Annotated in this window: 20 protein-coding genes; 9 read left to right on the top strand and 11 right to left on the bottom strand. The window is 44.7% G+C overall.

Annotation, left to right across the window (positions count from 1 at the left end; translation table 11 throughout):
- Positions 1-8: 8 nt before the first annotated feature.
- Positions 9-1,361, bottom strand: a complete 1,353-nt coding sequence (locus EYS00_RS08895; protein WP_130636200.1) for a DUF1552 domain-containing protein — start codon at positions 1,359-1,361, stop codon at positions 9-11.
- Complete coding sequence (locus EYS00_RS08890) at positions 1,333-3,837, bottom strand: DUF1592 domain-containing protein (RefSeq protein ID WP_130636199.1); 2,505 nt, start codon at positions 3,835-3,837, stop codon at positions 1,333-1,335. Before EYS00_RS08890 ends, EYS00_RS08895 begins: the two co-directional genes overlap by 29 nt.
- Positions 3,838-4,049: 212 nt before the next feature.
- Here EYS00_RS08890 and EYS00_RS08885 point away from each other — a divergent pair, with 212 nt between their 5' ends.
- Positions 4,050-4,583: a PepSY-associated TM helix domain-containing protein gene (locus tag EYS00_RS08885; protein WP_130636198.1), complete on the top strand. Its 534-nt coding sequence runs from the start codon at positions 4,050-4,052 to the stop codon at positions 4,581-4,583.
- On the opposite strand, the gene EYS00_RS08880 is transcribed toward EYS00_RS08885, so the two are convergent.
- The 3 genes from EYS00_RS08880 to EYS00_RS08870 all read right to left on the bottom strand — a co-directional run bounded on the left by EYS00_RS08880 (position 4,566) and on the right by EYS00_RS08870 (position 10,851).
- On the bottom strand, positions 4,566-6,464 hold the full coding sequence (locus EYS00_RS08880; protein ID WP_130636197.1) for a TonB-dependent siderophore receptor: 1,899 nt from the start codon (positions 6,462-6,464) through the stop codon (positions 4,566-4,568). The two genes, EYS00_RS08885 and EYS00_RS08880, sit on opposite strands and share 18 nt — an antisense overlap.
- A 52-nt stretch (positions 6,465-6,516) precedes the next feature.
- Complete coding sequence (locus EYS00_RS08875) at positions 6,517-9,774, bottom strand: sialidase family protein (protein WP_130636196.1); 3,258 nt, start codon at positions 9,772-9,774, stop codon at positions 6,517-6,519.
- A 393-nt stretch (positions 9,775-10,167) separates the two neighbouring features.
- A complete protein-coding gene (locus tag EYS00_RS08870; protein ID WP_130636195.1) occupies positions 10,168-10,851 on the bottom strand; it encodes a hypothetical protein in 684 nt (227 codons plus the stop codon).
- A 260-nt stretch (positions 10,852-11,111) separates the two neighbouring features.
- Between EYS00_RS08870 and EYS00_RS08865 the strand changes: the two genes are divergently transcribed.
- Positions 11,112-12,092, top strand: coding sequence for a glycosyl hydrolase (locus tag EYS00_RS08865; RefSeq protein WP_207301697.1), 981 nt, complete (start codon positions 11,112-11,114; stop codon positions 12,090-12,092).
- 135 nt (positions 12,093-12,227) lie between these two features.
- On the top strand, positions 12,228-13,577 hold the full coding sequence (locus tag EYS00_RS08860) for a glycoside hydrolase family 2 TIM barrel-domain containing protein (RefSeq protein WP_130636193.1): 1,350 nt from the start codon (positions 12,228-12,230) through the stop codon (positions 13,575-13,577).
- On the opposite strand, the gene EYS00_RS08855 is transcribed toward EYS00_RS08860, so the two are convergent.
- On the bottom strand, positions 13,570-14,682 hold the full coding sequence (locus EYS00_RS08855) for a hypothetical protein (RefSeq protein ID WP_130636192.1): 1,113 nt from the start codon (positions 14,680-14,682) through the stop codon (positions 13,570-13,572). The genes EYS00_RS08860 and EYS00_RS08855 overlap by 8 nt on opposite strands.
- A 176-nt stretch (positions 14,683-14,858) precedes the next feature.
- On the opposite strand from EYS00_RS08855, the gene EYS00_RS08850 reads away from it, so the two are divergent.
- The 4 genes from EYS00_RS08850 to EYS00_RS08835 are packed head-to-tail and all read left to right on the top strand — an operon-like array spanning position 14,859 to position 19,626.
- A complete protein-coding gene (locus EYS00_RS08850) occupies positions 14,859-15,707 on the top strand; it encodes a hypothetical protein (RefSeq protein WP_130636191.1) in 849 nt (282 codons plus the stop codon).
- On the top strand, positions 15,704-17,419 hold the full coding sequence (locus EYS00_RS08845; protein ID WP_130636190.1) for a hypothetical protein: 1,716 nt from the start codon (positions 15,704-15,706) through the stop codon (positions 17,417-17,419). Before EYS00_RS08850 ends, EYS00_RS08845 begins: the two co-directional genes overlap by 4 nt.
- Before the next feature lie 2 nt (positions 17,420-17,421).
- A complete protein-coding gene (locus tag EYS00_RS08840; RefSeq protein ID WP_130636189.1) occupies positions 17,422-19,026 on the top strand; it encodes a hypothetical protein in 1,605 nt (534 codons plus the stop codon).
- Positions 19,027-19,029: 3 nt separating this feature from the next.
- Positions 19,030-19,626: an SH3 domain-containing protein gene (locus EYS00_RS08835; RefSeq protein WP_130636188.1), complete on the top strand. Its 597-nt coding sequence runs from the start codon at positions 19,030-19,032 to the stop codon at positions 19,624-19,626.
- A gap of 63 nt (positions 19,627-19,689) precedes the next feature.
- On the opposite strand, the gene EYS00_RS08830 is transcribed toward EYS00_RS08835, so the two are convergent.
- The 4 genes from EYS00_RS08830 to EYS00_RS08815 form a co-directional block, all read right to left on the bottom strand.
- Positions 19,690-20,550, bottom strand: a complete 861-nt coding sequence (locus EYS00_RS08830) for a hypothetical protein (RefSeq protein ID WP_130636187.1) — start codon at positions 20,548-20,550, stop codon at positions 19,690-19,692.
- A 173-nt stretch (positions 20,551-20,723) separates the two neighbouring features.
- Positions 20,724-21,308, bottom strand: coding sequence for a hypothetical protein (locus EYS00_RS08825; protein ID WP_130636186.1), 585 nt, complete (start codon positions 21,306-21,308; stop codon positions 20,724-20,726).
- Positions 21,305-21,871 (bottom strand): sigma-70 family RNA polymerase sigma factor, encoded by a 567-nt coding sequence (locus EYS00_RS08820; RefSeq protein ID WP_130636185.1) that lies wholly within the window; start codon positions 21,869-21,871, stop codon positions 21,305-21,307. Before EYS00_RS08820 ends, EYS00_RS08825 begins: the two co-directional genes overlap by 4 nt.
- Positions 21,872-21,882: 11 nt before the next feature.
- A complete protein-coding gene (locus EYS00_RS08815; protein WP_130636184.1) occupies positions 21,883-22,524 on the bottom strand; it encodes an energy transducer TonB in 642 nt (213 codons plus the stop codon).
- A gap of 171 nt (positions 22,525-22,695) precedes the next feature.
- On the opposite strand from EYS00_RS08815, the gene EYS00_RS08810 reads away from it, so the two are divergent.
- Positions 22,696-23,034: a PadR family transcriptional regulator gene (locus EYS00_RS08810; protein ID WP_130636183.1), complete on the top strand. Its 339-nt coding sequence runs from the start codon at positions 22,696-22,698 to the stop codon at positions 23,032-23,034.
- Positions 23,027-23,740, top strand: a complete 714-nt coding sequence (locus EYS00_RS08805; protein WP_130636182.1) for a hypothetical protein — start codon at positions 23,027-23,029, stop codon at positions 23,738-23,740. The genes EYS00_RS08810 and EYS00_RS08805 overlap by 8 nt, the downstream gene beginning before the upstream one ends.
- 73 nt (positions 23,741-23,813) lie before the next feature.
- On the opposite strand, the gene EYS00_RS08800 is transcribed toward EYS00_RS08805, so the two are convergent.
- Complete coding sequence (locus EYS00_RS08800) at positions 23,814-26,459, bottom strand: M14 family zinc carboxypeptidase (protein ID WP_130636181.1); 2,646 nt, start codon at positions 26,457-26,459, stop codon at positions 23,814-23,816.
- Positions 26,460-26,490: the final 31 nt, after the last annotated feature.

Below are 26,490 nucleotides of genomic sequence, written 5' to 3'. Positions count from 1 at the left end.
ACAATACCTTACGCCAAAATTTCGGAAAGTGGGCCAGTGCTATCACCAAACTGCTCTATAGGAACGCCCATTTGTTGCAACACAGACACCAGTAGATTACACATAGGGGTGTGTTTTTGGGCTGCTATATGGCGATTACCTTTAAGTCCACCGCCCGCAAGCATGATAGGTAAGTCCATGTGATCGTGATCGTTTGATTCACCGATACATGCACCTCTAACGACAAAAGTGTTCTCGAGCAAATTTGAGTCTCCGTCGGGAATACTTGCCATTTTTTCTAAATAGTCTGCGAATAGCTGCATGTGGTAGGCGTTTATATTTACCAGCTTATCTATTTTTTCGGGTATGTTGGCGTGATGACTTAACGCGTGATGGCCATCGGGAATACCCAGATTGGTGTAGGCATGGTTACTGAGTTCACGGCCTAACATAAATGTACTGACTCGAGTAATGTCAGTTTGTAGGGCAAGCATTTGTAAGTCGAGCATGATTTTTACATGCTCTTCGTAATCGGAAGGAATATTCGCAGGTACGGAAAACCCGTCTAAATTCATTTCAATTGAAGTTTCTTTTGCTTTTGCAATACGCCGCTCTACATCGCGAATAGACTCTAAATACTGGGCCATTTTGTGTCGGTCGTTGGTACCTAGGTGACGATTTACTCGTTTTGCCTCTTCATTAATAAAATCGAGGATACTGCTTTTATGTGCAAGGCGCATTTGGCGAGTTGATTCGTCGATACTATTGCCATCACCGAACAAATGTTCAAATACATCGCTCGGCGCTACCATGGCCGGAAGGGCTTGGGTCGGGCTTTTCCACGATATGGTATTGGTATAGGTACAGCTGTAGTTAATGTCACAGCTGCCCAGTAAGCTGGGCGGTTCAATCCCCAGCTCTAACGAAGCAAGTTGGGTGTCTTTGGCAAAGTATTGTGCAGCCACTTGGTCAGCGGATATTCCGCAGTAAATATCTGAGCCTTCAGTGGCTTTTACGTGCACCCCAGTAAGAAACGCAGGACAGCTCCTGCCGTGCCCAGCAGGCGGAGAATCAAACGCACTGGCTTGATAATGGGCTAGCCCAGAGATAACGGAGAACTTGTCTCGCACTTTTTCTAAGGGTTTGAGGATCGGTGTAATATCATAGTTTTCACCCACCATATTTGGGGTATAGCTTTGCATTCGCACACCATTAGGCGAATAAAATACTGTCATGCGTTTAGGGCGTTTTTCAAACGATGCGGCATGGGCTTTCGGCATCAGCGACTCCATGCTCGGCAACGCGATAGACACGCCTAATCCTTTCAAAAATGTGCGGCGGGATAATCTCTCTCTAGTGAGCTGTGGCAATGTGTTGTTCATCTCTCGCCTCTGGTACTTTTTTGAAATTAAATGGGGTACTGGTAACCACTGCTTCTATAATGCTGTGAATCTGGTAGTTGTGTGTACTCGCTTGCTCAACTATCTGTCTCACCGTTGGTTGGTCATAGGGCTCTAAACCTCGCCCAAGTGCAAAGGTGAGTAATCTTTCGGTAAAGGCATGAGCAAAGCGCTCTCGCTTATCCCACAATATGGTATGCAGGCCCTGCAAGCCTTCGAATTGCGTGCCGTTAGGCATTTGTGCACTAACGTCAATCTCTTGTCCTGCGTAAACGGTGCGAAAAGCGCCAACAGCATCGTACTTTTCTAAAGCCAGCCCTAATGGATCCATACGCACATGGCACGCGGCACACACGGGATCTTGTCGATGTTGTTCTAACTGTTCACGGGCGGTAAGCGCAATACCGTTGTGTTCTGCAATAAGCGATGGTACGTCCGGTGGAGGAGGCGGTGGGCTCGCCGCCAATAAATTATCTAAAATCCATTTGCCCCGTTTTACTGGTGACGTGTGATTGGGATTTGAGGTTAACGTAAGTATGCTTGCGTGCCCCAATAATCCGCCGCGGTTTTCATTCTCTCTCAAATCAACTCTACGAAACGCATTGCCTTTTACACCATCAATGCCGTAATGCTCGGCTAACCATTCGTTTAAGTAGGTATAGTCAGCATTAAGAAAGTCAAAAATTGACCGGTTGTCTTTCAATATACGAGTGAAAAACAGCTCTGTTTCACGCTCAATAGATTGGCGAAGTGGAACGTTAAACTGGGGGAACTCAAATACGTCAGGGAAGTGATAGGGCAGATTTCGCAAGTATAACCATTGGCCTGCAAAGTTGTCGGTGAGTGCACGAGCTTTATCGGACGCTAGCATACGTTGTATTTGCGCTCGCAATACTTCTGGCTCACGTAACGTACCTGATTGGGCAGCTTCAGCCAGTTCGACATCGGGTAAACTACTCCATAGAAACAAGGCTAGCCGTGCTGCAAATTGAGTATCATTAATTTGGTATACGTTATTGGAAGTAGGCGTTTGGGTCATAGGCTCTTGAATGTACAAAAAGCCGGGGGAAACCAGCAATGCCTGAATGGTAGTGGCGATACTGGATTTAAAATCGAGATCAACTCTAGCTCGTTGGTAGACAGAAAGCAGCGGCGTAACATCGTTGTGCGTCACAGGGCGGCGATAGGCCTTAGCAGATAAGTTTTCGATAATAGTGGTGGCGCAATCGAGTTCACTATCGGGCGTATTGTCTGGTTCGCAGATGAATATTTTCTGTGTACTTGGCGTTTGGTTTTGGGCAAACGTAAGACTTGAACTACTGCTTGGCTCGTTATTGAGATGTGTATTGCTTAAAGGCCCAATAACCTCAATTTCTTGCACGTCTCGTAAAAAGGCTGCCTGCGAAAAACGGTCAGACATGTTATATGAAGGTACTTTCACTGAGTGAGTACGGGCACCATCTACAATGAAGTCGAGGTCTAATGTTGTTGGGGCTCTATCGGGTATTACTACGTAGCTCGTGCCCTCTCGCACAGTGGGTACATGCTCTGATAGTGCCAGCCGTTTGCGAAAAGACAAGCCAATGGTATGGCTGCCCGCTGATAAATGGAGTTGATGGCTATATCGGTGAATATCGAGTCGGTCTACTTCATTGTTAGTGTTGGCATTGATAAAGCCCGCTATTTCATACTCACCAGCGACGGGCGCATAAAAATTAAAACTACCACCACCGCGAGAGTCTAGTGGTAAATCGTCACTCATCCTCAAGTCGAAGGACGGCACCCCGCTGTTTTTTACTGAGCCGTCTTTGGGAATCAAGTACACCGTCTTACTTGCATTGTCTCCAGCAGTGCCGGTGGCCAGTCGGCTGACTTTACCTGCCACAGAAATGTATCGTTCAAGTAATGTAGTTGACACACCTAACACATCAGCATTGTTGTCGAAACCGTAGCCCGAATCGTCACCCGGTAGCCACCCACTAATATCCACATCTAGTGCCAGTAGGTCTCTTACTGAATTGGCGTATTCATTGCGATTCAATCGCCTCAGTGTTGCGCGCCCGGGATTGGGATGATGTTCACTGTAACTATTGAGCGATACCTCAAGCCACTGTAACAAGCCCGCTTTTTGTTCGGCGGTGAGTGGCTTTTTATCGGCTGGGGGCATGTCACCCATTTCAACGGCTTTTAATATAGACTCCCAACGCCCCAGGTTTCTGCCGTGAGCAATGTCCTCGGCGCTGATGTCTTCAACCGACCAATTCCCTGAAAATATGTAGTCGTTGTGGCAACTTTCACAACGATCATATAGCAGTGCTGCGGCATCTTTAGTTTGAAATGACAAATCATTGGTCTGAGCCATGGTATGTGGCGATGTAGCAAGCAAACCGCACCAAAGTAATGAACTAAGGTATTTTCGCGTATGAACGTAGACCAATTTTGGTGAGGATTTCAGCACGTTTTGCACTCTCTTTGCGCATTTTGGCGGGTAACCGCAGATATCTTAAGGAACTTAGGTGAATGGTGCAGTTTGTATGCCAAAAGCTGACTGTTTGGTCATGGGGGGAGTGACTTTTCAAACACGATGCATTGACTTAATTTGACGTTAACTTGAGTTACTAAAACGGTTAACTCACGTATAGTAGTAGGGTGTATCCAGGTAGTTGTTCCATGTCTATAAAACTTCGTAAAACTAGTCGCTCCCTTCATTTATGGGTTTCTTTGGGAATTTTCATTCCAGTGCTTATTGTACTGGTGAGTGGTTTATTACTGCAGGTTAAGAAAGAGTTTGATTGGGTACAACCGCCTACGCAAAAAGGACTGAGTGCTGCTCCAGAACTCAGCTTTGAAGCAATACTCCGTGCTGCAAAAGAAGTCCCACAAGCGGGTATTACTCAATGGGATGATATTGACCGACTTGATGTTAGGCCCAGCAAAGGGATTGTGAAAGTGCGCGCTAAAAACCATTGGGAAGTACAACTCGACACACAGACGGGTGAAGTACTCCACGTGGCTTATCGCAGAACCGATACCATTGAAGCCATTCATGATGGAAGTTGGTTCTTCGAAGGTGCAAAACTTTGGGTGTTTCTGCCTGCTGCAATACTACTTTTGGTGTTATGGATAACCGGGATGGTAATGCTCGTTACATCATTGAAAAGTAAGTATCGCAAACAGCACTATCGTCTACAGCGAGACCGATAAAGACATTTCTATGTTACGCCCTAGGGCAAAAGGCGCTTGATCATCAGCGGTGGTGGAATAGCTTTGATTAGTTACATTTTGTAACCGCAGCCCAATAGCTGTTGTTTGAGACACTTGCCATTCTCCTCCTGCGTTTAAGGTAGTTACATTGCGTAATTCTCTCTCGCTGTCACCTATGTTTGTCTTTTCAGCGCGGTAGTTTAATGCGGTGTAGATGCGTAGATTGCTAAACGTTCGACTTATATCTAGACGCAGTTTATGCGGAGGGATATCTTGAAGTGGATTGTTAGCATGATCCTGACCTTTTATCCATGCGCCACTTAGGCCCGCCATCCAGCGTTTATCTTCAGACTGCCAGTTCACTTCAAAACTCAGTCCGTTAATAGTCGCACTACTAAGGTTAGTGTATCGAAGTGTATCTTCAGCCACTTCTATTCGCTCTATGTAGTTTGATATGTGTTGATGAAAAAGCTCGATGTTGCCTTGCATGTGAGTATTGGTATAACTAATGGTGCTTTGCACATTATTCGCTTGCTCTGTGTCGAGAGAGGTATCGCCAATAACAATGCCTCTAGGCGTTTCGCCCCTATAAAAACGTTCTGTAAGAGAGGGGACGCGATACGCGCTAGACCAATAAACACTCGCTAACCAATGATTTCCTATTGGGTGACTGAGGCCAATAAAACCGCTGAGGTTGTTGTCGTAAATAGCGATATCGCGCTGTTTTTGTTGATTCCAACTTACGCCCATTCCCCACGCAAGGGCTGTGGTGCTCAAGCTTGTAGATGCGTCAAAAAGGCCATTAACAGTCAATTCGGTGGCGTCGAGTGTAGTCAGCTTATAAGTAAGTTCATCAGTCAGTGTGCGCTCAGTTTCATCGGTTTTTACGCCGTCTCGGCCGGCTACCTTTATTTGCCAATTGGTCTTCCATCGGCCCAACAAATGCTTGTTTCCGATATCTGCACCAAAGTCCAATGCTTGGTTTTTGCTGTCATTGATTCGCGAATCTACGCGAAGTGTCGACGTTTCAAGCGAAGATTGGTGCCACCAGAAGCTGCCGCTATGATTCAAAACAGAAAAGCGAGCTTTGCCGAGCCAGTGTGAGTAATTTGGGTATATAGTGATGCGGTCGTTGGGAAAGTCGCTGCTTGATTTTCCAACTTCGTCATTTGTTGAGTACAAAGACCATAGTTCATTCACGGGGCCGGATTCTGGATTGTGTCTTACAAATAGCGCGCGTTGAGTGAATTGATTGTAGAGCGTGTTACCGTTCGCATCTTCGCCATTTTCCGCTTTTCGATACGTCAATTTCCAATCAGTATTATCACTAGCGTCGCTGTAGGTAATACCATGATTTTGCTGATTCGAGCCCCATTGTAGTTTCCACACTGGTGACTCGGCCCTTGAAATCTGAATGTCTGTGGCTCCTCCGATAGCACCTGAGCCCAAGTAAGTAGATGCAGCACCGGGTAACACAAGAATTGAACTCACAAAATCAGAGGGCAAAAAGCCATAGCTCGAGCCTGCTCGTCGATCACTAATGATAGGCACGCCATCCAGCAAGGTTTGGACTCTCCAGCGTGAGAATCCTCGAACACTCACGTTTTGCAGTAGCCCACCTTGGCCGTTTAGGCTGATTACCGGGGAGCGGAGCAAGGAGTCGTTAACGTACCCACTCAATGCAGCTTCATCAACGGGGTAGGTTTGTTGCGGGAAAATCTGTTCTAGCGTGTCGTAATAGTAGGGGCGCGATGAGGTGACCGTGACGTTTTCAACATCAGTGGCATAAATAGGCACAGCAAATAGGCTTGTTATAGCAAGGAGTAATACTTTCATTACTGGGTAAGTAAACAGCGAGTTATGAATAAAAAACGGCAGCATTATTGCTGCCGTTTTAATTATACTGAATAAATCAGTAAATAGTCTGCGCTTCTTATTCCGTGATCACAGACAATCCTGCTGTCCAAGGGCCGCCAGCGTTCATCACAGCCTGTTGCAGAGCTGGTACTGTAGTCTCTTGAAGCATTTTAACGCGCTTGCTTACATCATCGAGTCCATCGTTGGCATAACCTAGTTGGTCTTTATGCTGCTGAGTTGGACCGTAAGAAGACATTAAACCTGAAGTTGCATAGGTTAATCTGCTTGTAATATTGGCAGGCTTTATACCCATACGATTACGAGATTTCAGACCATAAAGTGCTTTCTTGATGGCGTTGATTTCGTCTTGAATTGCAGCAAACTCTACTTCTAGCGGTGCAATATCTCCCGGCGTACGATCAATCGCAGTGCGCAGGTTTTCCATGGTAGTTTCCATGTCGCTTAGCACGTTCGTTGTAGTGGTAGAGCGTTTATGTGCTTTTGCCACCGCATCGCCAAAGGCCATCATCTCTTCTTTAGAAGCGCCTTCAAGTGCACCCTCATAAATCGACTCAAGTACAAACTCAACCGGTGTTGTAAGCTGAGTGATTTCAGTGCCTACGCGTTTGAACATAGTTGCTGTATACGTACCTGGTAGCGCCGTCATTGTGCTACTGAACCAACTTGAACCTTCTGCGCCTGTCACCGGTGTGGTTTTCGCGTATTTCATGTCCCACGTTACACGGTGAAGACCTGATTTAGTCGACCCTTCAATACGATTAACGAAAGCGCCGTCAGCATCGCGAATTTCAAAGTAAACCGCTGGTTTAGCTTCTTGGTTTTCTGCTTCGATGGCTTCCCAGCTTGGGTACAATGGATATTCTTCATCTTCGATCATTGCTTTTTCAGCTTTTTGACGTTGCTCTTTCGCAGTCAACAAGCTGTCTTGCAAGTAATACGTAAAGGTAGCTCCATGTTCAGGGTTTTCCGCTTGGTAAGTATCATCACCGTCCGAATCACTGTGATTGCTATCTAGTTCAAACCATTTCACTGGGCGGCTAGGTGCAAATAGCAGTGCTTCTTCTTCAAAAGATGCTTCGGTGAGTGAACGCAAAGGCGCGTAGTCATCAAGAATGTAGATACCACGGCCGAAGGTACCTGCCACTAAGTCGTTTTCACGACGCTGAATTTGAACGTCGCGGGTTGAAATGGTTGGCATACCACCATCAAGCTCAACCCAGTTTTCACCACCATTAACAGTGAAGAAAATGCCGAATTCCGTACCAATGAACATAAGGTCTTTGTTCACGTGATCCTGCACAATTCGCCACACCAGGTGCTTCTCTGGAATGTCGTCAGCAAGAGAAGTCCAGCTGCGGCCAAGGTTAGTTGACTTAATTAGGTAAGGCTTGAAGTCGCCATACTTGTGGTTATCAAGTGCTACGTAAACCGTGTTCGGATCGAATAAATCAGCTCGAATGTCGTTAACGTAGGCGTTTTCTGGAATACCGCGAATATCGTCAAGTTCGATTTTCTTCCACGTTTTACCACCGTCTTTGGTAACTTGAATCAAACCGTCGTCAGTACCAACCCAAAGAATATTTTCATCAACAGGGCTTTCAGCAAAGTTGGCAATGGTGTGAAACTCGGTCATTGCATAGATATCCCAACCGGCTTCAACCGACCAGGTTCTGCCCATCATAGGCGTGTGCATTCTGTTACCATTTTTGGTGAGATCGCCTGATATTGCTGTCCAGCTGTCACCGCGATCGTCAGAGCGCCATACACGTTGTGATGCATGATAGATTCTCGCTGGATCATGAGCCGATACATTGATTGGCGCATCCCAGTTATGACGCTCAGCAGGATCACCCGGTAAAGGTTGTGGCTTAATGTAAACTCCTTCGCGAGTGGTAGTGTCGATACGCATCAAGTTACCTTGCTGCCACTGAGAGTACATAATACTTGGGTTACCCGGCTCAACCGCAGGTTGGTGTCCGTCGCCGCCAAGGGTCAGGAACCAATCTTTGTTTTTGATGCCGTCTTCACGCATGGTACGCGAAGGACCCCCTTGAGTAGAGTTGTCTTGCGCACCTGCATACACAGTGTAGAACGGGTAGCCGTCGTCTGGAGCAACCTTATAGAACTGAGTCAGTGGCAGATTAGCCATGAAACGCCAGTGTTCCATGCGGTCATGAGACATATAAATACCGCCGTCTGAACCAATCAATACAAAATCTGGGTCAGTAGGGTGGAAGGCCATCGCATGGTCGTCTACGTGCTTGCGTTCGGTGCTGATAGGAGTCCATGTTTTACCGCCGTCGTCAGACACTTTGCTGTAGTTACTGGCAATATAAACACGGTCAAATTGATGTTGGTCAGCGAAGATTTCTTGATAATAGTGAGGGCCAGTACCGCCGCCCACTTCATCAGACATTTTGGTCCAACTTGCGCCTTGGTCTGCTGAGCGATAGAAGCCACCGCCGCGATTGTCTGTTTCAATTGTCGCGTAAATGACATCAGGATTCATCGGAGAAATCGCCATACCGATTTTACCCATGTTGCCTGTTGGAAGACCTGTTTTTAGTTCTGTCCAGGTTTCACCGCCATCATCAGACATGTGAATACCTGCGCCCGGTCCGGTACCCACGTAGGTACCAATAAGTCGTTGGCGCGACCATGTCGCTGCGTAAAGTCTATCAGGGTTACGAGGGTCGATAAGTAGTGAAGTTACGCCGGTCCACTCGTCTTCAGTGGTAAGTACTTGGTTCCAAGTCTCACCGCCATCAGTAGTTTTGTACAAGCCACGTTCACCGCCACCAGTCCAAAGTGGTCCCTGAGCTGATACCCATACAATGTCAGGATTGGTAGGGTGAATAATAATGTCAGAGATATGCTCAGACTTTTCTAGCCCCATGTTTTTCCATGTTTGGCCGCCATCAAGTGATTTATATACACCGTCACCAAAGCTGATGTGACGTCCACCGTTGTTCTCACCCGTACCTACCCAAACAATATTTGAGTTACTTGGCGCTAGTGTTACATCACCGATAGAGTAGACCGCTTGGCTATCAAAGATAGGGGTCCAAGTAGTACCTGCGTTAACGGTTTTCCACACTCCGCCAGAACCAACGGCAGTGTACCAAGTTGAAGGGTTGTTTTGATCAACGGCAATGTCTGCAATACGACCAGACATATATGCTGGCCCTATGTTTCGAAGTTCCATTGCCGAGAAAGTGGCGCTATTAAATTTCGTGTCGTCAGATTCAGCAAACACAGCCGCTGATGTCAGCGTTATGCTCGCTGCAATCGCAGCCTTTATAAATGTTCTCATTATTATTACCAATAAGTGGACCCTAGAATATCACTTCTACGTTAACGTTAGGTGTGACAACCTGCAATGCTTTACACGACCAAAGGGCTAATATTAGAGTTTAAAGTGAGCGCTGATATAACGGTTAAATCTGTGATAACCATCAAAAAAACTGTAGGTATTAAAAAATGTTTAAGTCTTGCTAATTTCGATAAGTAATGAAAATGTAAGACATGTCATAGAGGGAGTCATAGGCTTTTTATTGCCATCTGAGGCATGGATGCCGAAGCTGAGCACCATGGATGGTAATGGCGTGCAATAGAAAGCCTATGACTCCCTTGCAAAATGGCTGTAAAAAGGCACCAGTCCCTCTCTAGTGCATCGTATATTGGTGTGCCCTCAACTGGGTTTTCTTTACTGAAGCGCTTCAGCATCGTAGTAAAGTGGCTTCATTGGGCCGCACATACTGAGTGCCATAAACGTCTCTCCTTGCTGAGGGATGGTGCTCGATGTATTGAACTGAGTAAGGCAAGTCTGGTTGGTGTAGAGCAAAATTAGCTGATCATAACTGGGTGATTCTGTAATTTGATGAATCAAAATGCGTTCGTCGTTACCAATATCTATCGAATCATAAACTTTTGTCCTAGATGACGGAGCAAGTTCGGTAAGTTCTCTTACGTAAAGTTGTGTTTCAAAACTGAATTCAATTTGCTCATGAGTCATCATCGCACCGCGGTCATAATGTCCCAAATATACATCGGCAATTACCGAGATTGTTTCTCCGCGCATCAGGCGCTGTATATTGAATGGCTCTGGTTTTATGGTGACCAAGTCGGCATCTTTCACCATTATATTGACTGCGGAAGTGGATGCTTTGACTCGATACACTAATTGCACATCGTGAGGTGAGTCATAGCTTGTCAAATTAGACGCAAATAATTTACCGCCAGAATTCATTAGGACCATGCCATGAGTACCCATGTATTTAGCGTCTAGCGGGCCATATTCAATGGGAGCTTCTTCAGTACTTTCTTCATCTTGAGCGATGATAACTGAGGAGAAAAGACCGGCCATTAATAAAATCAATAATTTGCGCATGGAAACCTTTTATTTATTCGCTTCTTAAAATTCTGACTAAAGCACAGTGTAACTCAGCTTTGTGAGTAAACTATGAGTTTAAACGTACAAACCTCACTATAGCCGAGCTAGGCGATAGGTTTTATGTTTTTTACCATTTCGTTAGGCTTTTTTCGCTATTCACCTTCATCCTGTTTTTATTTTGTTACTCTCTCGTTAAAAAAACGGTTTGAATAACGATGTCAAAACATGTCATTTGCCTTTTGGTGGGGTGCTTTTATTTGTCACTTTCTTCAGCGCTGGCTAACGCCTACACGCCTAATACCGACGAAATCCTGATATTTGTTGGACAGGACAATAAGTCCGTTGGTGGTCATGGAGTCTGGCGAGATGGTTACATTGATCATGTGGGTATGCCTGCTGGAATCACTCATTATGTTTATTTCTCTGAGGGAAAAACCAATGACTTTGGTTATTCCTTTGATATTGGCAGTGTTGATGGATTAAATCGCCAAACGCGCTGGGGTGCGGGACCCATGTGTCTTCGTTGTTATTTGGAGGCTCCAGGCTTTGAAAACACTTTGGTGCACCTTTCTATATCTATGGAGCTAGATGAGGAGGGGCGAGTAGCAAACGGTGATTACGATCATTTAATCAAAGAGCTAGCCGATTTCATTCAAGAGTACCGCCAGCATACCTTTTACCTTCGCATTGGTTACGAGTTTGATGGCAGTTGGAATCACTACGAGCCAGAGGCTTTTAAAGGCGCGTGGCGTCGTATCGTCGATCATTTGCGACGGGAAGACATAAGTAATTTCGCCACTGTTTTGGGCGCATCTCGTTTTTACTTAGAGAGAAGCGTTTGGGACGCATACTGGCCTGGTGATGAATACGTTGATTGGCTAGGGTACTCCTATTGGCACAATGAAACGCGATCACCAGTAGTATTCGAGTTGGCAAGAGAGAAAAACCTTCCAGTATTTGCCGCTGAGGTGACACCCCGAGGTTTTTGGATGGATATGGTTGATGGCAACTTAATTTGGGTTGATTGGTTTTCTCTGTTTTTTGACCACATAGAAGCAAACAAGGATGTAGTTAAAGCAATCTCTTTTATAAACGCTGACTGGGATGCAGATCCTATGTGGAAAGGCAGAGGGTGGGGAGACAGTCGAATTCAGCGAAACGTCCAGCTTAAAAATCGCTGGCTAGAGAAAATGGCGGAGCCCATATATATCCACACACCACCCAATGGCAAAGACTAAGCGCAGAGACGCATTGAATTTTTTCACGCTCGTCGGCTAATTTGGCATTTGATTATAACCAAGGCTATGTTTAGTTGATTAAACTGCATAACTTAACTATTGGTATGCGCAACCATTGAGTATGAAGCAACACCTATGACTAAACAGATTTGCATTTACCTGATTTCAATGTTGTTTGTGCTTCAATTGGCCCATGCACAGGAACAGACTCCAAGTAAAGTTCAGATTGATCTAGCCGACGGTGAATTTGTTTTGTACAAAAATGGCCAGCCATATACTGTTCGTGGTGCAGGGCTGAACACCACTGACGAGAACAAAATTAGAGCGCTTCGAGAGGCCGGTGGCAATACATTCAGAACCTGGTCAACAAATGATGCAGTGACTCATCTGGCGTTAGCGCAAAAGTATGGCTTGATGGTGCTAATGGGTATTGATTTGCAAAAAGAGCTGCATCACTTTGATTACAACGATGACGTCGCAGTTGCCGAGCAATTTGAGTGGGTAAAAGCGCAAATATTGGCTTATAAAGACCATCCCAACTTACTCGGTTGGATAGTCGCGAACGAACCTAATTTGTTGTTCAACGATGATGGTAGCCTCGCCGATGTTAACCCCAAAGTGTATGACGCCATTAATGATATTATTCAATTTATTCACGAGGTTGACCCTTATCATCCGGTAACCTACAGCTTTGCTGGCGTGAATGAAGGTCATATCAAAACAGCGCTCGCTAGAACACCCTCTGTAGACTTTTTATCGGTTCAAGTTTACGGCGATGTAGATACGGTAAACACTGCTATTTCTGACTTAAATTTGAACTTACCATTCATGGTTACCGAGTTTGGCTCAACAGGGCATTGGGAAACACCTTCTACGTCTTGGGGAAGGGAAATCGAAGAGCCTAGCGGATTGAAAGCAGACCGTTTGGCAAACCGGTTAGCATCTGTTTTCGCAGATAATCAGACTAATCAAAATATTGGTCATTTTGTGTTTTATTGGGGGCAAAAGCAGGAAAGAACACCAACGTGGTATGGACTCTTCGATAAAAACGGAAATGCCGATGCCAGAATCGATGAAATGACCAAGTTTTGGTCGGGGAAATATCCACAAAATCACGCGCCTAGAGTGTCGGAGATTTTACTGAATGGCAGTACTGCAATCACTAACCTCAATGCGTTAGTTGGTAGTGAAATGAATGCTATCGTGTCATTTCAGGAGCACGACAACGACCTTGTTGAAGTTGAATGGAAGGTATCTCAAGAGGTCGATGTGAGGAGTCAAGGCGGTGCCTTTGAAAAAGAGCCTGACACACTGAATGTTCAATTCGGCGAGACCACTCTTACCGAAGCACCCGAAGGGTATCAAGTTGGTGTTAGCTTCGTCGCACCAGAGGTAGCAGGTCAGTACCGTCTATTTGTTTATATTTATGATGACAAGGGGAAAGTAGGTACGGCAAACTTTCCCTTTTTGGTTAGCATTAAATAATTAACTCGTGCATGACAGCCAACGACGGAAGTTTGTATTCCTCCTGATAAAACAATCGGTTAAGCCTTCCTAATAGGTTGACCTTGCGAGTAGGGTCGTGAGCTTTCAGCCTGCTTTTACTACGTGTCTGTAAAAACTCCGATGGCTTTAGATTCCAGTCCGCTATTTGTTCGTCAGTAACTCCTAACTGTGAAATAGTTGATAAAATACGCTCTGTTTTGCTTTCATTACACGGAATGATTTGTTTGTTGTAAATCCCTTCAACTGGCACACTGATAGCTTCAATAGCATGGTCGATTGCTTGCCAAAGCGTGTTGTGATCTATCTCTTTTCCCGCCGGAGCAAAGTAACCCATGACTTCCCATTCAAGTTCCGCGTTGTGAACTGCAATTGAACTCGCTACTTGCTCTGAATAAGATAAATCTGGGTTTGCCCCTATGTTGTAGGCATCTAGTGAGAATCCAATACAAATGGCGATATCACCCATATTTTTTTTGTCGATTAAAATGGCTTCAAAGGCGGCGCGTTTTACCCCCATCCAACCATGTACTACCGGGGACTGCGCGGCAAAAGCTAATACATCGTCAGGTAAGTCCTCACCATATTTATCCAAAAACAACGAAGATACATTATCTTCTAACACATCCTCTGAAACCCAAATTTCGTACTCTTGGCGGTTGTCTGCTTTACCACGGCTTTTGATACCGTAAGATAAGTTTATCGGTCGGCAAATATCCCGTTTTTCATCGGCTTCATGAAAATACTCAGAGCGGAAACGTTTGATGAAAGGGGCTTGGTTTCCGGCAATAGCGGCCGTAGGGTATCTAAAACCGATATCGCTGTTGTTGATAATGTAAAACCCTGAGATGGCTTTTTGCAGCGTGGTTTTTACTCCGGCCAAATCGCGGTAATGGTTCACTACAATACTTCGCTCTGGCTCGATGGATAGCCTTCGACCGTCTTCCGCTAAGAATTTTGGCGTCTTGTGGTATTGGTAATTGTGCATACCCAAACTTTCAGCATAACCATTTCTTATCATGGCAAGCTCTGTAAATAATACATCGTGGTTCTTTATGTATTTAAAAAGTGGCCTATATGCAGTCATTAAACGCCTTGTCGCAATTAAAAATAACCCTTCAAAACTACGCTAATTTAGCAATAAATTCCAGATCTTGAATAATTGTGTGTTGTTGAATAAATGTACAAATAAGGTTGTATATTTTTAAAAAAGTAGCGTATATTTTATACAAATAATAATCATTGAATGAAATGGAGTTCATCATGTGTGCATTATCTAGCTCTCATGCTGATATCAATTTGCGCTTCAAATATCCCATTCTATTTGCCATAACTTCTCTTTTTTTATCAGTTATTTCAGGTTGTACCGTTATTCCAGATATGGAAGTTGAAGAAGTGTTTTACCTCGCTGTTGCCAGTGGCGAAAATACTAATTATTACCGAGTCACTATTAAGGCCGATGGTGATTACGGTGTTGCCAAATACGAATCAGGTTGGTTTCCACGAGAGGCGGTTGATAGGCTCTATGGTACTGGTGATGATTTTGGACCCAAACAACTTCTTGAAGAAGAAGCACTAGACAATGCCTTTGATGAAGCATACCGAAAAGCTTATCAAGCTTATCTCAACGCGGCGAGTGACCCAATGGCAACCGAAGAGGAAATAAGTCGTCTGTTAATTGCATTAAAGCGGGTTCGCGCGGTGCCTGGTGAAGCGACTCCCTTACCTAATGGGGCAAAAGAAATAGAGTTTGACCCGCTCTCGAACAAGACCCTGTTTCACTCTGGAGAAAAGTTTGTCATTGCTTTTTCTTCGGATCCTACTGAAACACTAGAGCACATCGGTTCCATTGCTAAATCTAATGAAGTGGGAAAATCAATTTTTACTCTTTCTGAGATCATTACTCAGCAATCCCTCCAAGAGGTACAAATTCTGTCGGATGAGGATCAACATTTAGCTCGTTTGCTGTCGTTGATTTCCAAAAAATTATCAGCTGCTGAAACGTCTTTATCGGCAGAGCAAACGGTTAACAATGATAATGTGGCCTCAGAACTTAATGAGCTCAGAGGTGAACTAGAACTCATGCTCTCGCTAGCGGAGAGTGCGTTATGAAATTGATATACAAATATCTTTGCATTATCACTGTGGTTAGTTTCGTTGGGGGATGTGCTACCACCACACTAGACATCACTGTGGATGTATTTGAGAAAAGCCCCAGCATTGAACAGCCTTTATCTGACAGAAAGGTCGAGGCAATGCTACAAGATTTGTATTCATTACAAAAAGGTGCTGATTACACGCTCCAACTCAAAACTGAAATGGCCGTGACGTCGGCAGCCTTATACGAGGACGCGTTAAACCTTCTTCCAAAGCCTCTACTCACACCATCCACCTACGACTGCAATGTACTTCAAGATAGTCAATCCAACAGTTCAGATGTCTCGCCAGTAAGTCAACATTTGGCAAAATACCTCGATTGTATAAAGCAGAATCATACAAATTTTACTGACGACTTTAATGACGCAATTGATGCACTATCGTTTTACTTAACCACATATAGAGCGATTTACGCTGTTGAAGCTAGCACACAGTGCATCCTGCTTGGATATAGCCTTGATTATTGCACTTCGGTAGAAGTGATGACAGAACAGGCTCCAACCTCTCCGTTACACAGTGACACGTCAAATCGCGTGAGAACTATTGAAGTTACCGAGGACGGTGGACAGCCTTTTCTGGTCGATAAAGACTTTATATTGCAACGAATGAGACTGTATCTTGTTGAGTCTGCCCCAATGGGGGAGAGTTGTGTACGTATAGTAGAAGGCGAAGAGAGCAAAGTCGTTCGGCATTACTGTGATGAAAACCGCGAGCTCGGTCACGTTCGTCTGTTTACTGATTTAGAAGTAGATACACTTGCTGCAGTGTCTCAGGTTGCAGCCGCTTATCAAAAAATTAGTTTGCCTACTTTCTATCTGAACTGGGTTGCCTTAGAGCACCTTATGAATGCTCAACTCGTAGCATTGAATTTAGAGAGGGATTACGAGCATGTAAGGCTATGGCAACAGTTTTCCAAGAATCTTCAACGCGAGCTAACTGCATTAGCGTCAAGGGCTGGTGCCGATGTTTCAACCCGAACATTATCGAGAACTTTTGATAACACTAGCTTTCAAGGGGCAAATTTAACTTTAGCCAATGAACTTGAGGCTCTGAGAAATGATATGCCATTAAGTGCGAGTAGCCAGTTGGCACTCGAAGGTTTGGTGAAGAACAAAAGCTCACTCAATGCACTAATTGATAGATTGCAAAATGCTGGGGACCCAGTGTGGCGACTCATTACTGACTCAGCCTATGAAGATAATTGGAACAACGTTAATTCACTGCATTTCTCCGCAGATGGAAAATCTTCTATCGTCGTTATCCGGGATACACCTACGCGTTTTAGAACATCTAATGCGAGAAACAATCCACAAGTACTGGTTGAGAACCAGCTGATCATTTCACAGGCAGTGACGCAGGCAGCAATAGAGACAGCTGGTGTTGTTACTGGGTTGAGAATGCCACCTTTAACGGGAGAATCTGTTCCTGAGTCTCAAGATGGAGCATCCGATCAGCAAGCCTCTGCGCAAGATAGGGTGATTGCAGCTCGCATTGCACAGAAAAAACAAGCGCTGCAGAATTTGCATGAGGAATTACGGGCACTCATTTCAGAACTCGACAGCGCAGATGCTAGCTCTACACAAGCCTATGAGCGTTTGAAAGTGAAAACTCAAGCTAAGTTTAGCGCCTATGCTGAAGCACTTGCTTTGTATGGTGACGGCTCATGAATATGGAAAACATAAAAAGTGTTTTTATTAGCACAAAGTCCTTTGTACTCAGATATCTATGGGTTGTCGTGTTCCTCGGTGGCGTTACCTTAGCACTGGACTATTTTTTTGAGTTAAATACAGAAAACAACCTTGTGTTGTTGTACATCGTTCCTTTCTTTCTTTTTCTTGTCGTGTGTTATTTCACCGCCGAAATTACTACCGACCCCAGTGACGACACTAAGTTACGTTCGTTGGTTCGCGGGGTATTAGCGCTAGGGTATGGATTCCTTATTGTTGTTTTATGTGTAGCGATATGGATTATGTTTGTCAGTACTCAGAACAACGATTTAGAGTCGGACAATAAGCAGCCAAGTACTAATAGTTTCACTCCATGGGTGGTTTTGGGTTGTGAATATAAATCTGACAGAGGTGAAAACAGCAAAACCATTGTTCCGGTAACGTCTCCTCTAGATGGTGAAAACTATTGCGGTGATAGAACACCGCAGCGGTTAATTGTGATGGGAGCGATCTTAACGGGTTGCTCTTTAACCAATACATGCCCAGCGGCCCAGTTACCTCAAGTTAGTGCCGAGGACTTAGTGGATATCAATAAATGTACCACTGGGGTATCAAACAATGTTGCTGCGCTATTAGGCTTGATGGGTCAGGGTTCTGCGTTACCTGAAAGTGCTAAATCGCTAGTTAACCTTTGTCCTGAGGATTCTGTGTTGCGCGATATTAGGCAACGAATGGTCAATACTCGAGATAGAATTCAAGCCTTAGAAATAAGGCAAAGGCATTTTGAAGCGAATTACCGCCCTGAGTTAACTAACCTGAATAAAGAACTTAAAATCTACAGTTTTCTTGACGATCTTGTGTCTACCAGACAACGAACGCTTGCTACATTCACTGAGCAAACTTCACTTCCCAACCAGTTGCCAGCACAACTCATTGTTGGAGGAATCGTAGTACCTGCATATTTTGTCTTTTGTGCCTTATTGGGAGCCATGATTGCAATGGCAAGAAAACTTCCCGAGTTTCAGGCGCGCCTAGTCATTAATTGCGGCGATGAAGCTCCTGCCCAAAAGTCTTTCCGAGGACAAAATTATTCGCCTCTTTATCCTATGGATATTCCAGAACTCGTATTGTTTCAAATGATACAGGTGGTTTCCGCCCCCATACTGGCCATACTCGCATACGGTTACTTAAGCGATGACATACTGTCTGACTTTACTGCAATTTCTGTTGGATTTGCCGCTGGTTTCTCTTCTGAATGGGTACTGGTAATGGTAAGGAATATTACCGATAGACTCGCAGGTGCAACACCAAAACAACCACAGAATATTGCTGTTACGACGCCCCCCGTCGCTAGTCAGCCTCCCGAGGTTCAGCTCGCTAGTGGAGTTGCCGTAATAGGAAGTACTCTTATCCTTAGACAGGACGCAGAAACATTCACCGTAGGCCAACTTTTCCTATTGACGGCAATAGAAGGGGATATGTTGACGGTAAAAGAACTCAACGGCTCAAAGACGTTAGTTAAAGAGAAAAACTTCTTTGACCTTTACAGTGGAATGACAGATGGCGATTTTGTTAGCTTGTCGCCGAGTGGCAAATTGGATGGCTAGCAAATGACTAAATTATATAGAACAACGAGCTCAAATGGACTCAGACTCAGAGCTTCACCTTTTGATGGAAATACACTCACGGTACTTCCCAATAATACGAAGTTGACCGCTATCGATGAACAAACTTGGGTCAAAGTGCTCACACCTAGTGGTGAGGTAGGTTTTGTGTTGAAGGACTTTCTTGAACCCGATACAAGCTCTACCGCGCAGTCCAATGGTATTGTGATTTACGAGTCGAAACATGGCGCCTTGCGCAGTGAGCGCGAAGTCAAGGTGCATCAAGACTTTGTTCCGCGTCTTGAGTTTATGGAAAAAGAGGCAAAAGCCAGAGCCATAGAATTGTTTATCACTAGTAGTTTACGAAGGCCGAACGCTCCAGTGACTAACGCTATTGTAACACCGGCAAAAATGTCCAATCATTTCGTTGGTCACGCGGTTGATTTGAACTTTATATTTCAAGGAAAATGGTATGGCTCGCGCTCATTTAGAGAAGCTAAACCTTTACCCAATGAAATTTGCACCCTAATAGAAGCTATCAAAGGCAATCGACATTTGCGCTCGGGGGGGGGACTTCTCCACACCGGACTATATTCATTTTGATGACAAGATTAACGCGCAGGATCCAGAGTCATATAGAGCTAAACTAGCCAGCATTTGGGGCGCTTAGTTGCTCACAACGGGTGTTAGCTCATATTGCCCTTTTCGACGAAGTGCACTAACTATTGCTACTGCAATGAACGCAAACAACATAGATGGAGCGCTAACTTCAGTGTTTTCCTCTGACGGTGTATAGCTAACAAACTGTACGTTGGCAATAATGTCACCAACGGTGATAAATCGCGTGCTGTTGAGTGTGGCACCATCGCCGATGATATAGTCGCGGCCGTTAGATAGGTAAGTGCCGCTAATGTCGGCAGCGCCCACTTCAAAACTCGAATAAAGGCCGCCATCAACAAAGTTGAACAAGACGTCTTGTGAACGTATTCCATCAATGAGTTCGATACTAGAACCTGAGCCGAGTTTTGCTTGTCCCCGAACATTGATCACAGTTGTGCTACCAGCGGAGCCTGAGATGCTCAAGGTTTCCCCTGAATCTAACAGCAGGTCGTCTAGCCAGTAGGTACTTCCGCCATTAAGGGTGCTGGTTTGAATTATGGACTGATATTGACCTTGTGTGCCTAATAGCGCCATTTGTTCAGATGCCGCGATAATGTCTTTATGCAAGCTACTGACATAGTCACATTCGCCCATCAGGCCAGTGTCACCAGAAATACTTGCAGAGGGCGCAACACTGACACTCGGTGCACAGGCGTTGTTTTCAATGATTGCGCCGGTAGCAATTCCAATGTGGTATGACGACGCAACCGAGCCATTAATGTGAGCTTCCGAGCCCAATATAATTGCCCTACTGCTGGCAAATACATGGTCCTCTGCTGCACCTAAATCTACGATGGCAGCGAATACGTTTGCGCAGAAAAGTAAGGATAGGGTACTGGCGGCAATTCGAAATGTGTTTACAAGCATCGGTTAATACAACTCTATTTAACGTCTGAACAAATTTTGGTCGGCAGTTTAATGTCAGCGTTGTCATTTTGCAATAAAAACACACTGCGTTTGTGTATTTTTCAACCAGCTTGCTGAGCGGAAGTGTCAGTTTAACCTTCCGCCTTGTTAGGTAATTGTTAACTAGAACCTGATCAGCAGGTCAGCGGCGCTTTTGAATAAGAAATCTCAAGAATAAGCCCGTCTTTGTTCAATGCAAGTTGCACCTGATCTCCCACAGCTAGCCCGGGAGAGATGCGGTTAAGTGACTTCAGATCTTCTACCAATCTGTCAGAGATTTTTATTGAGACGTCATTGCAATCTGATAACGCCCAACCGTCTTCCACTTGTTCTAATCGAGCAAGACGCATAGAGTGCACATCGAGCTGAGTCAGTTGTTGTCGATACGAGTTTTCATAGGCAGTGAGTTGTTCCCGATACTGGCCAATATCGAAGCTAGGGCGCTCTTCCTCATAGGCGTGAAACTCAATATTCACATCCACAATATGGCTCGGGTTTGTGGTATTCATAATATCCGACATGTTGTAAATCACGATAAGTACCGCAAGTACGAAAGCAGCAGCGCCCATCGAAAGCGTTTCTCTATTGAACCATTCTGGCAGGGCAGGCTTTTGCTTTTCAGCTTCACGTATCACCTGGCGTTGTATTCGGCTGGGTGCAGCATATTGGCGCTTACTTTTTTGATAAGCTTCTGAGAGTTCTTTATCGATATCGCTCATTGTTTCTCCTCCAGCGCCTTTTTCAGTTTTTCCTTTGCATAGCGCAGGCGAGTTTTAATAGTTTCTTGGGGAACGTGACAAATATGACTAATTTCAGCCAGACTAAACCCTTCCTGTTGAAGGGAGAACGCTTCTTTTTGTTCCATAGGTAATCGTTTCAGAGCACTATGAAAATCGTCATTCGTGGCGTCTTCTGTGTCATCGATAGTGAGTGTATCAACCGCAGCATGGTCGTGTTCAAAGCGGCTTTTTCGACGTAATTCATCCAGCAACGCATTTCGTGCCATAGTAAAAAGCCAGGCTTCGAATTTACCGGCATTGTTGTACATATGCTTCTTTTCGATGACTTTTAGCCAGGTTTTTTGCGCAATGTCGGCGGCAAGGTCAGCATCAGACATTACCAACAAATAATAATACAAGGCGTTGTTATGCTGATAAAACAGTGCAGACAACGCGCGAGAGTCGCCTTTTTTAACAAATCGACTCATCAAGCTCTCGGGGCTAGGCGCGCCCGAGAACCAATCTTTTACTGAATTAAATATTCCTATGCTGGTATAGCTCATCAAACATCTCCTTATTGATCGAGCTTGAACTCCAATACTACCTGCATATTTCCCTGACTGATAGGCTTACCGTCTTCCATTTTTGGCTTGTACTTCCACTTGCCCAACGCGCGTCTAGCGGCGCGGTCAAACATGCGTTTTGGTTGAGCATCCAGCACTTGTATGTCAGTCACTGAGCCATTGGCCGCTACCGTATATGAAAGTTTTACCCATCCCTCAATACCATCTCTTGCAGCATCAACTGGGTAGGTAGGATCTACGCGAAATGCTGGTGTGGCTTGCTGGTCGGCTAAACCATCCCCCATACTTGTATCTAAGATAAACTCAGTACCAACGCCAATAGTTGGCACTTCAGCGGTACTGAATGTTTCGTTAGGTGTGCTCTCTTCTATCATTGGTGGCGAAGGGGGCAGAGCCGTCGGTGGTTCGATAGGCTTCAATGGAGGCCTCTCAACCGTAACCTCCTCCTCTAGTTGCAGTGTTATTGGGCCAATAGTAGGTAGTGGTTCTGGTGCCACATACACTTGATCTTGTTCAACTAACTTGGCCATTAATACGAACAATCCGAAAGTCATAATCACGCCTAAAGCAATACTTCCAAGGGCGCGAACATTAATGTGAAAGTTGGGTGTAGCAGTTTGATGTAAGTACATAGACTTCTCCTCTTTTTTAATCAACGAATCAGATTTAGAAAAGGGGTGAATTATTTTTCGTATAAATCCATATACCTATGTATGCGTTCAAATTACTACAATGTATGAAATTAGATTGATTCATTTTCATCAAATAACTACATTGTAGGAAAATAGAAAAGGGACATAGCAATGAGTCAAAAATCTTTAGGTGAATTTGAGCAAGTGGTTATGCTTGCCTTAGTAAAGCTCGGCGACAATGCCTATGGAGCTGCCATTCGCGCTTTTTTACATGAGTCTATCAGTCGTGATGTAGCGTTAGGTGCATTGTACGCAACATTAGAGCGTATGGAGAAAAAAGGGCTAGTGAGTTCTGAACTTGGTGAGTCTACGGCTCAACGAGGGGGCAGACCTAAGCGCTTCTTTGCTGTCACAGGGCAGGGGAAACTGGCGTTAATTAGTGCAAAACAAGCCATGGATACACTATGGCAAGGTATCTCAATGGCAGAGCTAGGAGGTCATCATGGCTAATCATATTTCTCATACGAATCAAGCGTTACCAAAGTTAGCCGAGTTGCTTATCCGCAAACTAGGTGTGCCTAATTACAGTGATGAACTGATTGGTGACATGCAAGAAGAATACGGAGAGTTAATGATGAAAGATCCGAAAACTGCTTCTCGTTGGATGTGGCGTCAAACTCTCTTGGCGTCGTGGGAAGGTCAAAAATCCCTATGGCAAACCCCTTTATTTGTGAGTGTTATTACTGGAGTGTTTACTGCGATGTTGTTGTTTGTGATTGTTGGTTTTGTAGTGTGGTTATCGAATATGGATTCAACGACTCCGTTACTTTGGGAGCAAATACTAAACGGGCAAATTCATTACATTGTGTTTTCTCCCGATTTTTGGCAACAAGCAACGTTTGCTGTGAATAACACACCAGTGGACATATTTATGTTCATGAATGTGCCGTCGGTGGGCTGGGCATTGGCATGGGCTGTCGCTATGTTCTTGTTATCTAAGCGATACACTATGAGCCCCAGAGTGTTCTCTGTGGTGGGTATGGCTTTGTCTGCTGTGCCTTATCTTGTTGGGTACACCGTAATCAATACGCAAAACCTCGATCCTAAGCAAATTGGTCCAATACTCGCGTACATGATTATTGCTCCACTGTACATTTTACCTATGCTAAGCACGTGGGCGTTCTTTCGAAACAAAGGAAGTATGCACTTAGCCTAAAGCTCAGGTATAACTAAAAAAAGATTAAGCCGTTGCGTTTGAAAGCACATTTTCAGCAACGGCTTGTTAACGCTTAATCGTCCAGCCAATCGTCCTCATCCTGAGACTCATACTCTTCATCTTCAATTAAAATAGTTTCACTCGAGCTGTAATACATGCTAGCAGGTGCAGAATAGTTGGGAATGTCATCATAGGTAAACACTGAGTAGTACTTTGGAATATTAGGGTTCCCAAAATTATCGTAAGTGTATTCATCTTTACCCGCATAAAGTTTAACCCCGTCCATGGGCGAACGTGGAGGGTGAAAGCGATTTCGAACCACAAAAGCACCCACGAAATCTTCGTGTGTGGGGTTATTCCACGTCAGTTTAAGCTGCTTTCCTTCCAAAGTGGCATTAAACTCAGAGGGGGCTTCCAGCGGATACTTTCTTCGCTCAATGTATTTGATCACTAACTCTGCTGCGTTGTCGTCTTTCAATCCGTGCCAATCCACTAAAGAGCTCTCACCATCAGATGACGCGGTTGCTCTTATCACGAAATAAAGAGGCGAGCCTTGCTCGTAGAGTGCTTCCACGTGCTGCTTACAAAAACTATCAAAAATAAAGTGGTGTTCGTTACGATCTTTGAGCTGCCCATTACTGACTTCGTAGCCGATAAATTCTTTCTTTTCACGGGTAACAACGCCTTGGTAATCCAGTGCTTCTAACTGGGCAAGCTCAATGGTGAATCGGATGTCTCGTTGTGTACTGAGGGCATTTTTGTTTTTCAGCACTAAATAGGCATCAGTAATGACCACTTTCTCGGGCGCCGGCAATCCCTCAAAGGTAAATGCCAACTGGCCGTAGACAATGTCACCATTGTCATCAAAGCCAGATTTCAGCGATTGCGATTCTACGTTATGGGTAGATATGGTATTCACGTTAATGGGCTTAAATGACACTTCTTTAGGCTGTGTAGAATAAATAATGTCGAGGTTAGGGCGGTAGTGTATGCCTGCGCCAAACCTTCCATAACCAATATCGAACTGCATCATTTGAGAGTCAGCGCCCAATGGCAGCTTTATTGGCCCTTCTATGCGCAGCAGGAGCTTTCCGCTGGATATGGCGTCTTTTATGATTCTCCTTTCAGTCACATTAAGCTGCCATCGTGACCATATGCCCTGAGTAAGTTGGTCTGATGCAATGGACTGCCCTAGAGTTTGAATAACAGTTGCTTGGTGGATTTGATTGAAATCAGTGATGTCACTCACTTCATTGTGATCAATCACAGATACCGTCCATTCCCCAAAATTTTCCACTTTCGCATTTACTCGATTCATGGGATAAAGGTAAAAACGTACCGCTTTTACTTTGGCATCATCGGGTAAGCTATCCAAAGAAAACGCTATCACACCATAGCAAATGCCTTTGCGTTTATTCACGCCCACAAACAAGGAGTTATGGCCAAAGTGGTCGCGGTTTTTCTCAATGGTGTATTGCCCTACGTAACCTACATCTCGCTTCGCTGGGAACAAAGAACGAGAGAACTCGTCATTTGATAGTCGTGTTTTTAGCTTAATCTCTGGGCTAAAAGGGGACTTGATCTTCGACGTAGCGTTAACTGCTCGAATATTGTAATAGTACTTATGCCCGCTTTTTAGTTGCACATCAGTGAACGCTAGCCCGCGGGTTACTGCAACGCGATTTTCTATCTGACACGCGCCTTTCACCGATTGTGATCGATAGATTTCAAAGTAAACATCTTCATCACTCTTGTACTCCCAAGACAGGGTCAGCGAGTAAACGCCTATTTCAGCAATGGTGAAATTTTCAACGCGTTTTGGGGCGATATCTGAATAGTTAATCGCTTGCGACAAAGCATATTGCAGGGCGGGAATGTTCTCATCCACACTTTGAGACATATTGGTCAAGTAATCAGGAATATTACGGGTTCCCACTTCAACAACCGTCGCTAAAATCCCCAACGAATAGTAGTACTCTCTACCGCTACCATGAATTAGGTTGGCGGGTGGTTTTCCACGGTGGATGCCATATTTTCGGCCCGTAACACGAAAAATTTCACGGTTCATATTGGCACACAATACGTTTAAATCAGTACCTTCTATTTCTGACTCGTGATTGAACTTATGTGCCGGGAAAAACACATTACCTTGTGAGTGGTAATCCAATGCCACAGTAATATTGTTGTGGGCGAGCACAAAATCGCGGATAGCGGCAGTTTCGGGTTCAGAAAAAGCTTCTGGTCCAGAGTAAGTACTTAGACTCGTGTCAGTTCCTTTTTTAAAACGTACGGCAAAGTTTCGATTTAAGTCTACACCGAAGGTACCGTCACCATTATTGCGGCGGTTCTTGCGCCAAAACGAAAAATGGGTGCGTGAATATTCAAAGCCATCAGGGTTTAAACACGGCACTATGTACAGGGTGTTACGGGTCAAGATTTGTGCAACTTCCGGATTTGTTTGATAGTTGTCGAGCAAATATTCAATAAATGAGATCCCCAGTTCATTGCCAATCCACTCTCTGGCGTGAATGGTTCCCGTATAAAGCATTGCGGGCTTTTTGTCGGCAAACTCAACATCAAGTGACAAAGTAGCCAGCATGATTGGGCGATCCTCCCAGGTGTTACCAATGCTTTGTACTCGAATGAGGTGAGGGTAACGACCCACTGCCTCTTCCAAAAAATCAATGGTTTGCTGGTACGAGGTATATTGCTTTTTCATACGGTGGGTGTCCGGTGTTAGTTACTGCTAT

The organism is Alteromonas sp. KUL49, assembly GCF_006538345.1.
Classification (GTDB): Bacteria; Pseudomonadota; Gammaproteobacteria; order Enterobacterales; family Alteromonadaceae; genus Alteromonas.
The sequence above is the reverse complement of the archived record's forward strand: the minus strand, read 5'-3'. Positions and strand labels throughout refer to the sequence as shown.